The sequence below is a fragment of the Vibrio sp. Isolate23 genome (assembly GCF_022398095.1).
GTDB classification, from domain to species: domain Bacteria; phylum Pseudomonadota; class Gammaproteobacteria; order Enterobacterales; family Vibrionaceae; genus Vibrio; species Vibrio coralliilyticus_A.
In genome coordinates this window covers 1469064-1485037 of the sequence record NZ_JAKEUV010000001.1, presented here as the reverse complement: position 1 = coordinate 1485037, position 15974 = coordinate 1469064, and the positions used below count along the sequence as shown (strand labels likewise).

Genomic DNA, 15974 nt, shown 5'->3' with positions numbered 1-15974 from the left:
AATGAGAATCAAGCTTGTCTAACTGTCTTCCCTCCCACTAAGCGATACATGAACATCAAATGTTCTGTATTAAACACGCTAAACTGTTTTTTGTTCCTGAAATAATGAAATGGATCATTGATTGTTTGTTATTTTTATAAGATGTTGAAAGGATAAGAAATAGCGGAATGGAAGCAATGACAAAACGCTCGATGACTCTTAATTGCGATATGGGTGAAAGCTTTGGCTCATGGAAAATGGGGAACGATAAAGCTGTGATGCCCTGGATCGACATGGCAAATATCGCCTGCGGCTTTCATGCCTCCGACCCACAGATCATGTCACAAACCATTAAGTTGGCTATTGAACATGATGTTCAGATCGGCGCCCACCCAAGTTATCCTGATTTGCAAGGTTTTGGTCGACGTTCAATACCGATGGCAACGGACGAAATCACCAACATGCTAATCTATCAAGTGGGGGCGCTGAAATCCTTAGCGGAAAGCCAAAATGTCCAACTGAACTACGTCAAACCTCATGGTGCGCTCTACAATGACATGATGCGCGATATGTCGATTTTTGATGCTATCGCTGACGCTGTCTCTTGCTTTGACGTACCTTTAATGATGCTTGCATTCAATGATAACGAAAGACATTTGGAGATCGCTGATAAGTATGAACTTCCTGTCCTGTTTGAAGCTTTTGCGGATAGATCTTACTTATCAAATGGTTCACTTTCTCCACGCTCGATGACCGGTTCAGTGTTACATAGAGAGGAAGATATACTCGACCAGGTCCGCCAAATCGTCCACTACGGAAAAGTACGCACAATTGACGGCTTTCTCATCCCCATTGAAGCCGACACGATTTGTGTCCATGGCGATAATCAACAAGCCATCACTATGATTCAAAAAATACGAAACATCCTTTAACGCAAGGAGACTGTCGAGTGAATATAGAGACATCTGTCGACCCTGTTGCTGAGTGCTCGATACTCATCCACTTTGAAGCAGAACCTAGCCATAAACTGTCACTCCTCATTGGTGAAATAAGTCACTATCTCACCAATCAATTGGGAGCGATGATTATGAATGTCACCCCTTCCTTTGATTCAATCTTAATTGATTACTTACCGCATAGGGTCTCAATTTTCGAATTTGTCCCTTACCTAGAAAAACTGGTCACTGAGGCAATCAAAGCCCTTCCTGATGATGTTGAGTCACAGCATATTGAGCTCCCGATCTACTACCATGATGATGTGGGTCCTGACTTACAGGATTACTATGCAAAAGGCTTAAGCTTAGAAGAAATCATAGATCTGCACACGACCCATGAATATACAGTGGGTGCGATTGGTTTTGCCCCCGGCTTCGCCTTTTTAACTTCCGTCGCAGACTCCCTTCGTTTACCGAGGAAGCCTTCTCCAAGGGTGAAGTTACCAAAAGGCAGCGTAGGGATTGCCAATTCTAATACCGCTGTTTATCCTGCTGAATCTCCGGGGGGATGGAACATCATAGGTAATTGTCCACTTGATCTTTATACTCCCAAAAACTCACCCATTTTGCCCTTTTCAATAGGCACTAAAGTACGTTTTAGACCGATTTCGGAAAAAGAGTTTCTCCGCCTAGGTGGAGAGATCACTAAGGGGTGGCAATGATGATCAACCACGCAATTACCGTCGTAAAGCCAGGGCAACAAACGCTCATTCAGGATTTCGGTAGATTTGGTCTGGCACATTTGGGGATTACTCAAGGTGGCCCAGTAGATGACTACGCATATAGTTGGGCTAATCATCTGCTTGGTAACACCACTAATTGCGCTTCTCTTGAAATCACACTAGGTCAGGCGGAGTTTCTTATTCACTCTAAATGCGAAATGTCCATAGCAGGCGGAGACCTTAATGCTCGACTTGATGGTAAGCCTCTCGAAAATTGGTCAACATTCGTTGCTCGCCAAGGGCAAACTCTGACCTTTTCCTTACCAAAAAACGGGCTAAGGGCTTACCTCGCAATCAAAGGAGGCTTTACTGTCACACCTCAGCTTGGAAGCTGCGCTACCGTCACTCGAGATCAGCTAGGTGGCAGTCAGTCAGGAAACCCCGTACAAGCAGGAGAAGTCATTGGCTTTAAGCCCCATGATGTGAGAGCGAAGCCTCTACAAATGACGTTTCGGTACAAACCTGACTATAACCTTCCCCTTGAACTAAGAGTCATAGAAGGATATCAAATCAATGACTTTTCCAAGGATGCCGTTAGCTCACTGTACAATCAAGAATTCACAGTCAGCCAATTGGTAGATCGCATGGGTTATCGACTATGCGATAGCAAAGTCATTCCACCAGACAAAGAATATCTTAGTGAAGGCATTGCTTTAGGAGCAATCCAAATCCCACCGAATGGTGAGCCCATCGTGCTTCTCAATGACAGACAGACTATCGGCGGATACCCGAAAATTGGCTGTGTCGCTCGGATTGATCTACCTCGCCTTGCACAAGCGAAGCCTGGGCAGAAGGTTAGATTCGTCAGGGGTGACCTATTAGGCTTACAGGACGTATGGTGCCAATGGGCAAAGTTCTTTGGCTACTAGTCTATCTTCAAGACAACGTCAAAGCTCCCAATCTCGGGAGCTTTCTGACTATTGACCGTACACGTTAGCCAATTCCTTTGGGTAATTCCGCAAGGTCGCTAACTGTTCCGCTTTTGATTCGATATCCTCAGGTTTGAGCGCCATACTGACAGGGTGCAACGCTTCGATCGCCATTCCTTGATAGTCAAACAACTTCCACTCTTCAACCAGTTTATTAGCCGCTTCAAGTGCAGAAGAACCTTTAACAACTTCGATCCTCGCGTAGTTCCGCCCTTCAAAAGTCACGTCAGCAGCGCGCAGTGTTTCATCAGAACCTGGGATTTGTTGGGCCCCAAAAAGAGGCGTACCAAACTCATGAGCCTTCCCATAGCTAGGCACAAATTTCGCCATGTGTTCAATGGCTCGGCGTGTTCTTGATAGAACCACCTCTTCATCCCAGCCCTGTTGAATCTTACGCCGGAGCCTGAGTGGTAATGTAGGCTGCGACGACTCTTCTCCTGAGGCCACCAAGCCATCATCAAACAAGGTAATATCTTTCGTCATTCCGTGGAGTTGGAAAATGCCGTTAGGGTAAGGAGTCAGTTGAGCCATTCCATTTGGAGTTCCCCTTGGACCGTGGAAAATCACCTCAGGCCACAGCTCACAGCAATCATCCCAGCGCGTTACATAAGCAGCTTTGAATTCAACGAGTCGATTGCGCGGAGTTTGAGCAAGATCATCGATGCTTCCCGTCTCATAACCGCATGCGTTGACTAAATAGTCCACTTCCAAAACGCTGGTTACACCATTAGCGCTGATGTATTCCAGTTTCCAGCCACGGTTTGTGTTTTCGAGGCCTATAACTTGTGACTCTGTCAGCAACTGGCAGTTGGGGATCGACTCCAATGCTAATGTTGCAGATGCAGCGATTCGAAATACACTCCAACCATGCTCCTGCACTGCAACGACTGGAAACTTGAGCGAGTCTAAATCAGCAGATTTAGCAAACGGTATCATCCAATCATCCACATTGCTTGGCTGGCTCGGTTGATTAAGTGTCGCTAACACTTCCAGTTCTTCTCGACCATAAAACTTGTAATAGTCTGATGGGGCACCGAGCACTTCATTCGCCGGATCTAAATCGACCAACTCCTGATAGCATCGCTGTATCGTGATTAACCTCTCATACAATTCATCTGGGCTACCACCATCACTGTATGGCACAGCAATGACGGTTGGGCGACGATTGATAGTATGTGGATAAAGACGTACGGATTCGATGGACTGTTCCAACAGCTCAATGCATTGTGAGGTGGAAATTTCTCTGTACAAATTTCCACCAGCATGCAAATGACAAATGGGTGGCCCACTGATTAAAGTTTTGCCTTTTTCCAGCAACACAACATTTATACCGATTTCTGCCAGATGCAAGGCAGCGGTCGAACCCGCGATGCCCCCACCGATCACAGCGACAGAAGGCGTATCCACTTTCGTTTTTTCAGACTGCATTTATGTTGCTAATTTATTCATTCTCAGCACATTTTACTGAGTTTGCGCGCCCAATAAAATCACATTTTTTGAAGGGGATAAATATGACAATTTCAAGTAAAAAAAATGAAAAAAAACGCTTGACTCATATCTTGTGGAAAGAAGAAAAATTGTCACTGTGAATAACAAGAATCCTCTAAACATTATGCTTATTGGCTTTGGAGGAAATGGGGAGTTATCTACAGGCTAAGTTATCCCAAACTTTATCCACTGTTTTTGTGGATAACTGGATAACTTAGCCACTGATGAGTTAGCTAAACTCTTTATTTATAGGGACTAGCAGCCGTTTTATTAGGCTGTTCACAACCAATGCAAGTGTGCAAAAAGTCACCAAAGGAAGTGCAAACCAGAGTGAAAAATGCAAGTTGGGAGAAAGATCAAAACCAAATGACATAATCCCCCCTACCACTGCCTCCGCACCGATTGTTGCGATCAAACCTGCCACAAGAGCCATTAATCCATATTCAGCCCAAATGGTTCGAGTAACCCGCTTTTTACTTGCTCCTAACGTTCGATACAACTGTATTTCCGATTGTCTCTGACCCAAACTGAGACGTAGCAAAGTGAAGATTAACAGCACACCAGCAATAACACCTAACGCGGCTAACACAGTAATTGACCAAACGATTTGTGTAAGTAGCTCCTGAATTTTCGCACCCATACTGCGAATATCCATTAGACTCACTGTTGGGTGACTTCTTGATAGCTCATTAAGGACACCATTGTGCTGCTCCTCCACTCTGAAACTCACCAAATACGTTGCAGGAATATTCATTAAAACGTCTGGAGTGAATATAAAATAGAAGTTAGGCTTCATATCTCGCCATTCAACATGACGAATACTGTTGACGTTCGCCTTCACGACTTGACTATTGATCACAAACGTAAGTTGATCACCAATTTGAAGTCCAAAGTCTTCTGCGACATCCGATTCTACTGAAACGCCATTGCGGTCAGTCCATTCCCCTTGCAAGATGATGTTATGCTCAGGGTTTTCTTTACCGAAGGTAAAATTAATTTCTCGGCGTAGTACATCACTGCCTTCTTCGCCTTGCGCCTTATCTTTAGCATCTTCACCATTTATTTCCGTTAAACGGCCTCTTATGATCGGATAAGCTTCTGAACGCTCAATTTGATGATCGTCTAGCGCGCTTATGTAGGCTTCTTTCTCATATGGAACAATATTTAACGCAAAAGCATTCGGCGCATTCTCAGGAATCGTTTTTTGCCAATCTGACAACAAGTCCGTACGAACCAACCACATCACCGCCAATAACATCAGAGAAAGAGCTAACGCACCAAACTGAATGCCTGTAGCTAATGAAGATCGATTAATACGGCTAAGCGCCAATTTGAAAGATGTTGATAACGGAAGTCGTCCAAGCATTCTGGTCACTACCAAGCTCACCGCTGCTAGTGTCACAAACAAAGCGAGCATCCCTCCCAGTACAATCCATACCAAAGTATTCTCTCTGTAAACGAATAACATTGGCACAATGGGAACCAAGATCAGCCAACCCGTTTTGCGGCTTCTTTGTGCCGTTACTTGTGATTGCATGACATCCATTGCACTAACATTCAGCAAACTGAGTAAAGGAATACCGAGTGCTGGTACTGCGATCAGAATACTGGTGATGATGGAAAGAAACGCTGGTTGAAGACCATAACTCGGCAAGGGGTTTGGTAATAAATCCACAAGTGGAATACGCAGTAAGTACTCAAGTGCAATACCAATTATCACTCCAATCACAGAAGCGCTGCTAAGTAAGATAGTGCCCTGAATACCTAACCAACGCCCTATCCAACGTTTACTTGCCCCGAGACTTTTAAGCATCGATATTGTTTTACGGCGAGTGGCAACATAATGCTGGCAGGTCAACACTAGCGTTGTCGCAGCCATGATAACAACAATCGCCACCGTGAGTGACAGGTACTGCTCAGTACGCTGGAATACTTCATTGGTTCGGCTAGCACTATTTTGGTCGCGCCAACGATCACTTGGAGTTAAGTCGATAGCTTGCTTTACCTGCTCTATGTCAGACTCATCCCCATTGATATACAAGCTGTATCGGACACGGCTACCTAGCTGAACAGCCCCAGTTTTTTCTAAATCTGTATTGTGAATGAATGCCGACGGCATCTGCTGGAATGGATTAAAGCTAAGTCCCGGTTCTTCAACAATACGCCCCGTAACCGTGAAATCAGCATCACCAACAGTGACACTGTCACCAATATTAACCTCAAGTTGAGAAAACAGCCGCTCATCTAACCACAACTCACCGGGGCTAACCGCCTTGTACTTTTGATTGTCATCCGATAGCACCATTTCCCCTCTGAGAGGATATGCGCTGTCTACCGATTTCACGGTAATCAACTTCATGCTTTGATCACTAAATGCCATAGTGGCAAAGCGAGTTTGAGTGGAAGTGGTCAACCCTGCCTCATTGGTTGCTTGATAGAGCACATCCGGGATTGGATTTGCGGTTGCGAACACAGTATCTGCTGTCAACGCCTCTTTACCTTGTTTCACCACAACCTGCTCCATTCGTTCAGCAAGCGCTGTCAAAGCAAAAATACAGGCGATAATTAGTGTTAAAGCAATCGAAACTGGCCATAGCTGCCCATGGCGTATCTCACTCAAACTCCATGAAAACAGCCTGCGATTTAAGGTTGGAGAATAACTCGAGCTCATTATGATTCCTCCACATGCCCTGCTTGAATATGGATGCGGCGATCACACTGCTCAGCTAACTTCATATCATGGGTAACCAAAACTAGAGTCGTACCGTGCTGTTTATTCAGCTCAAACAGTAGCTCAATGACTTTAGTAGCCGTTTGCTGGTCCAAGTTTCCTGTTGGCTCGTCTGCAAACAACACTTTTGGCTGCACCATAAATGCTCGAGCCAACGCCACACGCTGTTGCTCACCGCCAGATAGCTGAGACGGAGAATGATGAATACGGTGCTCCAAGCCTACAGAGGTCAACAAAGCTTTGGCTCTGTCTACATCTTCATTCTCTCCCTTCAGCAAACAAGGTAGAGTGACATTCTCCAAGGCACTCAAGCTCGGAATAAGCAAAAAGCTTTGGAAAACAAAACCGACCGACTCACTGCGAATCGCAGCTCTCTCCTCATCATTGAGAGTATTGAGGGTTCGTCCTAGTAAATGCACATCACCTGACGTTGGTGTATCTAGACCAGCCAACAGAGTCATCAACGTAGACTTACCTGCGCCGGATGTGCCAACAATAGCGACGCTTTCAGCTTCCTTAATGTCAATATTTACATTTTCTAGGATTGTTAATTGCTCTTGATTAGTAGAGACTACTTTGGACAGTGATTCAGCTTTAATTACGGATGCATGCATGTTTCGACTACTTTCCTTTGTATTTGTGCTTTTCTTCGTTAACCCAGCAAGTGCGACTAAACTCTTGATTTTAGGTGACAGTCTTAGTGCAGGCTATCAGATGCCAATCGAAAAAGCATGGCCTACATTGTTACCCGACATCATGTCTAAAAAAGGGAAAAATCTGACCGTTATTAACGGCAGTATTTCCGGTGACACTACAGGTAACGGCTTAGCTCGACTGCCCAAACTACTCAAAGAACACCAGCCAGACTCTGTTTTGATCGAGCTTGGTGCTAACGATGGTTTACGAGGCTTCCCACCAAGCCTGATTCAAAATAATTTAACTCAACTCATCAATATGGTACGTGATGCAGGTTCTGAACCTCTATTGATGCAAATTCACGTACTCCCTAATTATGGTAAGCGCTATACGCAGGCGTTCTCAGCGCTTTACCCTGCAACGGCTGAGCGACTTGACGTTCCCTTACTTCCTTTCTTTTTGGAAGGAGTAATTACAAAACCGGAATGGATGATGGACGATGGCCTACACCCTAAGGACATCGCTCAACCATGGATTGCGGAATTTGTCGCCAATGAATTACTAAATCACCTCTAATTGGTCTAGCTCAATAAACTTTACCTAGCTTTACGTTAATGTGACGAAACTCCGTGTTGAAAAGGAAGTTTCCATGATCATAGAACCCATGATTGAAGGCGTTGTTGCTCGTACCGCTCATCCAACCGGATGCGAGCATTCAGTAATAAAACAAATCGAATATTCACAACAAGCCACTCCAATAAAATGCGGGCCAAAACGCGTTCTTATCATTGGTGGTTCTTCTGGCCTTGGTCTAGCAGCGCGCATAGCACTCACCTTCGGTGGCGCAAACGCAGACACCATTTCCGTTTCATACGAACGAGGGCCCTCCAGTAGATCAGTAGGCTCTGCTGGTTATTTCAATGACATCTTCTTCCAAAAACACGCACAAAAGTCTGGCCGTGTTGCGATCAATATCCAAGGTGACGCTTTTTTACCTCAAACTAAAGCTGAAGTGATTGAAGCCATTGAGACCTATTTTGAAGGTGAAGTGGATTTAATTATTTATAGTTTGGCAAGTGGTGTTCGACCAAAGCCCAATAGTGACGATATGTGGCGTTCGACCATAAAACCGATTGGGCAGGATGTTTCAGGGTCGTCTGTATCTTTGGAGACCGATCAATGGGTAGAAACATCACTTCACTCAGCCAGTGAAGAAGAAACGGAAGCCACGCTAAAAGTGATGGGGGGAGAAGATTGGGAAAACTGGATTGATGCCTTGATCAATGCAGAGTCCATCGCTGAAGGCTGTAAAACTATTGCATTTTCTTACATTGGCCCAGAGTCGACACATGCAATCTATCTCGATGGAACGCTCGGGCGAGCAAAAATCGATTTGCACCAAACCAGTCACGCTTTGAATCTTAAAATGGCAAACTTCAGTGGCGGTGCCTATGCCACGGTGTGTAAAGCACTGGTAACCAAAGCAAGTGTGTTTATTCCCGGCCTCACTCCGTATATTCTCGCCCTTTATCGGGTAATGAAACAGGAAGGGACTCATGAAGGCTGTATTGAACAAATGCAGCGCCTTTTCAGAGAGAAACTCTACTCAGGCTCCCTTATTCCTTTGGATAGTGAGCGATTGATCAGAATGGATGACTGGGAGCTGAGCCCAGCTATTCAGAGCCAAGTGAGTGTGTTGCTTGAAAAAATGAACAGTCAGAACTTCAAAGAGCTTGGTGACTATGCGGGCTTTAAGCAAGAATTTTTGAACATTAACGGATTCGGATTCAGCGAAATAGACTATACCAAACCCGTTGACTTAAGTGATTTTACGCGCTGATTATTCGCCTACCAAGTCTGTCTTATTTTTGAAACACACATACAACAAGCGCCCTGCCTTACTGACAGGGCGTTTATTTAAACGTAGCATCTGCCTTTCTTAATAATAAGAACGAAGGTTGTCTCCCAAGCACGCCTCTTCTCCTGCTTCCTACTAAATAGCGACTATTATTAACATAAGGGCTAGGATTGCCCGGTTAGAAGGCTAAGCTGCCAGGGATAAAAAATGTATGTCAAAAATCAATACTACAAACTTGGTCATTCCTGACGAAATGACCAGTGGTTGGCAAAATATTGTCGACTTGCTCGCAGAGATTGTGTCAGTACCCACCGCATTGATCATGCGTATTTACCCACAACATATTGAAGTTTTTTCGTCGAATAACAATGGAAACCACCCCTATCGTGTGGGTGATTCAGAAACGCTGGGGCAAGGCCTGTACTGTGAAACCGTTGTCAATGAACAAAGTCAGCTTATTGTACCAAACGCTGAGATAGACCCTGCATGGCAAGACAATCCAGACATCAAGTTTGGCATGCTGGCTTACTGTGGTGTTCCTATTAACTGGCCGAATGGCGATACTTTTGGCACCATCTGTGTACTCGACAATAAAGAAAACCACTTTTCTGAGACCTATCAGCAATTGATAGAAAGTTTTCGTGACTCTATCGAATCACAACTAAAAACACTCTATCAGCATGAAAAGCTAAAACACCTCAACTTAGAGCTCAAATCAAGAGTACATACTCGCACTCAGGATCTTGTAGATCTCAACTACTCTCTGAATCAAGAGATAGATAAACGGCGCGCCGCTGAACAAAAAATTCGCTACCAACAAAGACATGACTTGGGTACTGGTTTTTTAAACCGTTCCGCACTTGAGCATGAAGCGGAACACTTTATTAAAGATGTGGGAATCAGCCCTTCATTACAGGCGGCAGCTATCCATATTGGTTTTACCAATGGTCGCAGAATCCAGTCAAAATATGGCTACAGTTCATGGGAAGATGTATTAATTCAATACCGAGAAAGGCTGGGTGATTTAAGCCAGTATCAGATTCTAATCGCTCGCCCTACTTCCACCAATTTAGTATTACTGATTGAATCATCTAAACTCGACGTTGACTTAAACATTCTCAGCCATCTACTGGTCGAAGTTAGTCAATCTGAATTTGATATTGATGGCGATATTCTTCACCTTAATGCGTATATTGGAATCAGCACCACCAACGACACACTTTGCCCAAAAAACTTACTAAAGTACGCTTCTGAAGCGATGCAATCGTGTAAAGATTCAGGGCATAAATTCAGTTACTACTCACAAGCGATCGCTGATATTCAGAAGCACATAAATCAGATGGAAAGCTATTTATTGCAAGCAGTACGTAATGATGATTTATTGCTCTACTTCCAACCGAAAGTGTCACCGACGACACATAAATGGACTGGCGCTGAAGCTCTACTGAGGTGGCGTCATCCTATTCTGGGTGATATTTCCAATGAAACTCTTATCCATATGGCCGAGCAAAACGGGCTGATCTTCGAAGTTGGCAGTTTCGTACTTCGAGCCGCTATTCAAAAAGCCGCTGATTGGATGGAACATGTGGACGATTTTAAAATCGCCGTTAATATTTCAGCGATACAGCTTAAAAACCCGCATTTTATCGAGCAAGTTGAAGATCTGCTCAACGCCTACCAGCTTCCAGCTAAGTTTCTAGAACTTGAGATCACTGAGAGTGGTTTAATTGATGATGAAGTCACTGCGCGAAATACTTTACTTGCTCTGAATAATCTAGGTGTAACGCTATCGCTCGATGATTTTGGAACTGGTTATTCTTCCTTTAATTATTTGAAAAAGTTTCCATTTGACGCGATTAAAGTTGATAGAAGCTTTGTTCAGCAATTGGACGACAGTGAGGAAGATAAAGAAATTGTCAGGTCAATCATTCATGTTGCCAAAAAGCTCAACTTAACCGTCACTGTTGAAGGTATAGAGAGCGAAAGTCAAGAGAGCTTTATCATTAAAGAAGGCTGTGAATATGGGCAAGGTTACTTCTATGGCAAACCTATGCCATGCGATGAGTTTGAAACCAGCTTGCTCAGCCAAAATTACCCCAGTCATACCAACATGACTTATCAGTAGCTTAACCCTTTACTCTGTGGCGAGCGATTCTTATAATCCTCGCCTTCATTTTATCTCGCTTGAGAACGTCTTATGGACCAGCTAACTGCTACGCTAAAAAAAATCGAAAAACAGAATTATCGCGCTTACCAGCAAATCAAAGGTCAGTACGACTTTAGCGATTACACATTCTATATCGACTATGTTCAGGCTGACCCTTATGCATCAGCTTCTCGCGTACGTGCTATCCGCCCTTGGTCAGTTACTGGATTACAGTGGTTACGTGATAAGTCTCAAACGTATCAAATGGCTGCTCGCGACTTTATTGCACGAAGCTTTGCCGAGTTTGCTAAGCATGAAAACAGCATCAGTATCGCTTTAACCGGACAAACCGTTTTGGATAGCACCGCTGTGTTGTTTACTGAAGCTGGCATCGAGCTCAGATTCCGCGTTAATCTTCCGGCAGAAGGCCGTTCAGTGCTGGGCAAAAAAGCCAACAATATTCTGACATTCCATCTTCCAAAGTTTATTCGACGTGCAACCCTAGAACGTGAGTTAGATAAAGAAGCCCTAATCCATCATTGCGAAATCGTTGAAGATCAGGAATTTATTCGTAGCAAGCTTGATGAGCTTAACCTACTTGCTTTTGTGGGTAACGGCTCTGTATTACCTCGTGTCGCTGGCAACTGTGATTTGCCGATGAAAGACGCCGTTACCCTTAAAGCTCCTGAATCTTTGCAAGTCAGCTTTACAACTCCAAACCAAGGCATTGTCCAAGGCTTGGCTATTAAAAAAGGCATTACCTTGATCGTCGGTGGCGGATTCCATGGTAAATCCACTCTTCTTAACGCCATTGAACGCTCAATTTACAACCACATCCCTGATGATGGACGTGAACTTGTAGTAACAAACCTGAACGCCATGAAGATACGTGCGGAAGACGGTCGCTGCGTGCACAATCTCAATCTTTCCAACTATATTAATCACCTTCCGATGGGCCGTGATACCAAAGACTTCTCCACTCAGGATGCATCAGGTTCAACCTCTCAAGCGGCCTGGCTGCAAGAATCTATTGAAGCAGGTGTGCAAGGTATTCTAATTGATGAAGATACGTCTGCAACCAACTTTATGATTCGCGATGAACGTATGCAGGCTCTGGTTAGCAAAGGGGATGAACCAATCACCCCTTTAGTTGATCGTATTGGGCAGCTTCGCGATGAGCTAGATATATCGACTGTTATCGTCATGGGGGGATCTGGTGATTACTTGGATGTCGCTGATACCGTGATTCAAATGCACGATTACCAAGCCGTAGATGTCACCGGGAAAGCCCGGCAAGTGGTAGAGCAACATCCAACAGAGCGACATAATGAGTCAGAAAATGCTCTAAGGACATTCCGACCAAGAGCGCTCAACAGAGCAGCATTGCAAAAAATACTGGCTGATGGGAAATTCCGTGTGTCAGCAAAGGGCATAGACTCTCTGCGTTTTGGTAAAGAATTTACTGACCTCAGTGCGTTGGAGCAGATTGAGTCCAGCTCGGAGATCAACGCCATCGGTTGGCTGTGGTTCCAATTAGCACAATTGCCTGGTTGGTCTGAAAACCCTGCAAAAGAAGTCCAACAGATTTTACAGGGCGACTGGTGTCAAAACATGCCTAATCAAGGCGACCTTGCTAAGCCAAGAACTCTTGATGTCATGGCCGCGCTAAACCGGATGAGAAAGTCGCATTTTAAAGCGACATCGTAATGAGATAGTCTGGAAAGACTCCACGTAAAAAGCGCCTTGATTGGCGCTTTTTGTTAGTGTCTGAGTACATGCCATGCTTCACAAAGCACTCGAAAACGCTCACTATTGCCGTTTTCTCTGTCTGGATGCCACTTAAGCGCGAGTTTACGCCATGTTTTACGTATTTCCGTTTGGCTAGCGTCGCGCGGTAACTTGAATAAGGACAGTGCTTTAGCACGGTCCATATCATCATTTGTACTGCCTACAAACTCTCGGTATCGAGTCCAGAATTCATTCAGTAGGCGTTTAACCTCACCCTCTTCTGCTTCATAGTTGTGCCAATCTAGATAATAATCCCGCAGCGGATCCTCATGATCCACTTCATGACCAAACACTCGTGACTGAGGCATTAAGACAATGTCCATCGCCTGCACCTGTAACCAATTATCTGGATATAAGGTTTCCTGAAGCTGATACAGAGCATTCATGATTAAGAAATTGCGCTTGAAGAGATCTTTTTCCGGTGAACCATCAAGCACAGGTAACAGTTCGAGCTCACTGAGGTGGGAAGATAATGTATGAACTTTCCATCCTGAAGGCTGCTTTCTGAGGATTTCCATGATAGGCCACAGCAGAGGATTCTCCATATACTGCTGGAACTGGGCCGCGACTTCCTGATGCTCGTTCATATCCACTCACTAGGGGTTTATTTTTAATAAAAATCCAAAATGGGCCGTTTGTCGAGCGAATATCTTAGATTTAAGGATCGTGACCCAAAAAAAGAGCCAGCGGTTGCTGGCTCTTTCTAATAAACTGGCTGTTAGATAACACCTAACTCACGTAGTCGTTCCATCAAGTAACTGTCGGCTGTATGACGTTCAGACAATACCACTTCAGGTTTAGGATGCAAAAACAAAGGCAATGAAATGCGCGATGTTTCCTGACGTTCACCAGTAGGGTTAATCACTCTATGTGTCGTTGATGGAAAGTAACCACCAGAAGCTTCTTGGAGCATGTCGCCAATATTGATGATTAAATTACCAAAATCACACGGCACATCAATCCAAGCGCCATCTTTACCTTTCACTTGCAGGCCTGGTTCATTTGCCGCTGGAAGAACGGTTAACAGGTTAATATCTTCATGAGCTGCAGCGCGGATTGCCCCAGGCTCTTCATCACCTGTCATTGGTGGGTAATGAAGGACACGAAGCAGCGTCTTATCACTATCCTTGATCATTTCAGAAAGCGCTACAGAAAATTTTTCTTGTACCTCTTTCGGTGCATATGCTTCAACCCAGCCTAGTAATTCTTGAGCAAATTGATTCGCACGATCATAGTAATCCATGATCTGCTCTTTAAGCTCTTCTGGCATCTGCCCCCAAGGGTAGATATGGAAATACTCCTTGATATCTTTAACTGTGTGGCCTTTTGCAACTTCTGAAACGGAAGGTGGAAAGTAACCATCTTGAGTTTCAACATTGTAGGTAAACTCGTTCTTACGCTCCGTCATGAAGAACTGATACCAGTTCTCATAGATAGATTCCACAAGCTCTTTTGGAATCGGGTGGTTTTTTAGTACACCGAATCCAGTCTCACGAAGTGAGGTGACAAATTGCTGAGCAGCATCTTCAGCTAAATAATCGACAGTTTCCAGTTTCATGGCTTTACTTTTATTGTTTATGTAATAAGTGAGTTTGCGATTCTAAGTGTGACATATAGGTAAATCAAACTTTGATGAAATGAAAACGTTTGTTTGAGCTCTAACTGTGCGATATTTATGTCTTTCAACATAAATCGTTAAACACTTATTACCGGAAACATCTCAACCCACAATTGAACAATGTTTTATTGAGTGGCATGATTACGTTACGAACTGAATTAGGGAACGTCTAATGAATCCGAATAAAGCTTCACTTTCAATATTACATTGGTTAACAGCAGTCTACGCTTTAGTTTTCTTATTTTCTGCTATATCCCCTTCTTCGTACCCAGTATGGATAGCAGAGATCATTCCTGCATTAGGAATCCTTGCCGTTATTTGGTGGGTCTCTAGACGCTTTCAGTTTTCCAACACTGCCTATTGTCTAATGTTTATCTGGCTAACCCTGCATACCATTGGGGCGAAGTACACCTTTGCTGAGGTACCATTCGACTGGTTTAACAACTTAATCGGTTCCGAAAGAAACCATTTCGATCGTGTCGCACACTTCTCTATCGGCTTATACGCCTACCCAATTGCTGAATACCTAATCAAAAAACAGCTGATGAGCATAAAACTAGCCATGGCTTTCGCTCTTTTCGCAATAATGTCTCTTGCTGCAGGGTATGAAATTATCGAATGGTGGTATGCTGCCCTCGTAGGCGGGGATGAGGGCATTGCCTTTTTAGGCTCTCAAGGCGACATATGGGATGCACAAAAAGATATGTTAATGGATACGCTTGGTGCATTACTTTCATTAACCTTGCTTGCGTCTCAACAGCGGGTGCTCTCTTCTATCCAAGTGAGGTAAGGGTTAAACCCTTCTGTAAACGGGACTTGAACAACCTGAGGCACCTCATAATTGTGATTAGAAACAATCACGTGTTCAAGTTCCGCATAGCACGCTTTCTTGGTTTTCATGATAAGTAGCGTTTCTTTATCGCTGCAGATTTTTCCTTCCCAAATGTAATGACTTCGAATCGGCATTGTCTGAATGCAAGCTGCTAAGCCTTTCTTAAGCGCAGACTCAATAATTTGCTGAGTAATGCTGTCACTATTTGATGTAGTCAGAGTAATACAGAATTGCCCACTCATAATTCGTATA

Annotated in this window: 14 protein-coding genes; 8 read left to right on the top strand and 6 right to left on the bottom strand. The window is 44.1% G+C overall.

Features of this window, described 5'->3' with window-relative positions; genetic code table 11:
- Window positions 1–176: 176 nt before the first annotated feature.
- From L1D31_RS06675 to L1D31_RS06665, 3 genes are read left to right on the top strand one after another with little or no spacing between them, the layout of a single operon-like run.
- Complete coding sequence (locus L1D31_RS06675; RefSeq protein ID WP_239836398.1) at window positions 177–911, top strand: 5-oxoprolinase subunit PxpA; 735 nt, start codon at window positions 177–179, stop codon at window positions 909–911.
- A 17-nt stretch (window positions 912–928) separates the two neighbouring features.
- Complete coding sequence (locus L1D31_RS06670; protein ID WP_239836263.1) at window positions 929–1636, top strand: carboxyltransferase domain-containing protein; 708 nt, start codon at window positions 929–931, stop codon at window positions 1634–1636.
- The gene (locus L1D31_RS06665; protein WP_239836262.1) at window positions 1633–2565 is read left to right on the top strand and encodes a biotin-dependent carboxyltransferase family protein; all 933 of its coding nucleotides are present in this window, start codon (window positions 1633–1635) and stop codon (window positions 2563–2565) included. The genes L1D31_RS06670 and L1D31_RS06665 overlap by 4 nt, the downstream gene beginning before the upstream one ends.
- Before the next feature lie 48 nt (window positions 2566–2613).
- On the opposite strand, the gene L1D31_RS06660 is transcribed toward L1D31_RS06665, so the two are convergent.
- The 3 genes from L1D31_RS06660 to L1D31_RS06650 all read right to left on the bottom strand — a co-directional run bounded on the left by L1D31_RS06660 (window position 2614) and on the right by L1D31_RS06650 (window position 7458).
- Window positions 2614–4053 carry an FAD-dependent oxidoreductase gene (locus tag L1D31_RS06660; protein ID WP_239836261.1) on the bottom strand — a complete coding sequence of 480 codons (1440 nt, stop codon included), beginning with the start codon at window positions 4051–4053 and terminating at the stop codon, window positions 2614–2616.
- A gap of 289 nt (window positions 4054–4342) precedes the next feature.
- Complete coding sequence (locus L1D31_RS06655; RefSeq protein WP_239836260.1) at window positions 4343–6784, bottom strand: ABC transporter permease; 2442 nt, start codon at window positions 6782–6784, stop codon at window positions 4343–4345.
- Window positions 6784–7458 carry an ABC transporter ATP-binding protein gene (locus L1D31_RS06650; protein ID WP_239836259.1) on the bottom strand — a complete coding sequence of 225 codons (675 nt, stop codon included), beginning with the start codon at window positions 7456–7458 and terminating at the stop codon, window positions 6784–6786. The genes L1D31_RS06655 and L1D31_RS06650 overlap by 1 nt, the downstream gene beginning before the upstream one ends.
- On the opposite strand from L1D31_RS06650, the gene tesA reads away from it, so the two are divergent.
- The 4 genes from tesA to L1D31_RS06630 all read left to right on the top strand — a co-directional run bounded on the left by tesA (window position 7457) and on the right by L1D31_RS06630 (window position 13191).
- Window positions 7457–8056 (top strand): multifunctional acyl-CoA thioesterase I/protease I/lysophospholipase L1, encoded by a 600-nt coding sequence (gene tesA / locus L1D31_RS06645; RefSeq protein ID WP_239836258.1) that lies wholly within the window; start codon window positions 7457–7459, stop codon window positions 8054–8056. The two genes, L1D31_RS06650 and tesA, sit on opposite strands and share 2 nt — an antisense overlap.
- A 73-nt stretch (window positions 8057–8129) precedes the next feature.
- On the top strand, window positions 8130–9320 hold the full coding sequence (fabV, locus tag L1D31_RS06640) for an enoyl-ACP reductase FabV (RefSeq protein WP_239836257.1): 1191 nt from the start codon (window positions 8130–8132) through the stop codon (window positions 9318–9320).
- 229 nt (window positions 9321–9549) lie between these two features.
- A complete protein-coding gene (locus L1D31_RS06635; protein ID WP_239836256.1) occupies window positions 9550–11463 on the top strand; it encodes an EAL domain-containing protein in 1914 nt (637 codons plus the stop codon).
- A gap of 72 nt (window positions 11464–11535) precedes the next feature.
- On the top strand, window positions 11536–13191 hold the full coding sequence (locus tag L1D31_RS06630; RefSeq protein ID WP_239836255.1) for an ABC-ATPase domain-containing protein: 1656 nt from the start codon (window positions 11536–11538) through the stop codon (window positions 13189–13191).
- Window positions 13192–13244: 53 nt separating this feature from the next.
- Here the strand turns inward: L1D31_RS06630 and L1D31_RS06625 are convergent, their stop codons facing one another.
- Both L1D31_RS06625 and L1D31_RS06620 read right to left on the bottom strand, forming a co-directional pair.
- Entirely contained in the window at window positions 13245–13859 is a 615-nt protein-coding gene (locus tag L1D31_RS06625; protein WP_239836254.1) for a DNA-J related domain-containing protein, read from the bottom strand.
- A 131-nt stretch (window positions 13860–13990) separates the two neighbouring features.
- A complete protein-coding gene (locus L1D31_RS06620) occupies window positions 13991–14830 on the bottom strand; it encodes a 2OG-Fe(II) oxygenase family protein (protein ID WP_239836253.1) in 840 nt (279 codons plus the stop codon).
- A gap of 232 nt (window positions 14831–15062) precedes the next feature.
- On the opposite strand from L1D31_RS06620, the gene L1D31_RS06615 reads away from it, so the two are divergent.
- A complete protein-coding gene (locus L1D31_RS06615; RefSeq protein WP_239836252.1) occupies window positions 15063–15680 on the top strand; it encodes a DUF2238 domain-containing protein in 618 nt (205 codons plus the stop codon).
- Here the strand turns inward: L1D31_RS06615 and cutA are convergent.
- Window positions 15644–15964 (bottom strand): divalent-cation tolerance protein CutA, encoded by a 321-nt coding sequence (cutA, locus tag L1D31_RS06610; protein WP_239836251.1) that lies wholly within the window; start codon window positions 15962–15964, stop codon window positions 15644–15646. The genes L1D31_RS06615 and cutA overlap by 37 nt on opposite strands.
- Between the last annotated feature and the right edge of the window lie 10 nt (window positions 15965–15974).

Excerpts from the sequence above, each read along its gene's own strand:
- L1D31_RS06665 (WP_239836262.1), top strand. The coding sequence starts at position 1,633 with ATGATGATCAACCACGCAATTACCGTCGTAAAGCCAGGGCAACAAACG.
- L1D31_RS06655 (WP_239836260.1), bottom strand. The coding sequence starts at position 6,784 with ATGAGCTCGAGTTATTCTCCAACCTTAAATCGCAGGCTGTTTTCATGG.
- L1D31_RS06625 (WP_239836254.1), bottom strand. The coding sequence starts at position 13,859 with ATGAACGAGCATCAGGAAGTCGCGGCCCAGTTCCAGCAGTATATGGAG.
- L1D31_RS06650 (WP_239836259.1), bottom strand. The coding sequence starts at position 7,458 with ATGCATGCATCCGTAATTAAAGCTGAATCACTGTCCAAAGTAGTCTCT.
- L1D31_RS06635 (WP_239836256.1), top strand. The coding sequence starts at position 9,550 with ATGTCAAAAATCAATACTACAAACTTGGTCATTCCTGACGAAATGACC.
- L1D31_RS06630 (WP_239836255.1), top strand. The coding sequence starts at position 11,536 with ATGGACCAGCTAACTGCTACGCTAAAAAAAATCGAAAAACAGAATTAT.
- fabV (WP_239836257.1), top strand. The coding sequence starts at position 8,130 with ATGATCATAGAACCCATGATTGAAGGCGTTGTTGCTCGTACCGCTCAT.
- L1D31_RS06620 (WP_239836253.1), bottom strand. The coding sequence starts at position 14,830 with ATGAAACTGGAAACTGTCGATTATTTAGCTGAAGATGCTGCTCAGCAA.
- L1D31_RS06675 (WP_239836398.1), top strand. The coding sequence starts at position 177 with ATGACAAAACGCTCGATGACTCTTAATTGCGATATGGGTGAAAGCTTT.
- cutA (WP_239836251.1), bottom strand. The coding sequence starts at position 15,964 with ATGAGTGGGCAATTCTGTATTACTCTGACTACATCAAATAGTGACAGC.
- L1D31_RS06660 (WP_239836261.1), bottom strand. The coding sequence starts at position 4,053 with ATGCAGTCTGAAAAAACGAAAGTGGATACGCCTTCTGTCGCTGTGATC.
- tesA (WP_239836258.1), top strand. The coding sequence starts at position 7,457 with ATGTTTCGACTACTTTCCTTTGTATTTGTGCTTTTCTTCGTTAACCCA.
- L1D31_RS06615 (WP_239836252.1), top strand. The coding sequence starts at position 15,063 with ATGAATCCGAATAAAGCTTCACTTTCAATATTACATTGGTTAACAGCA.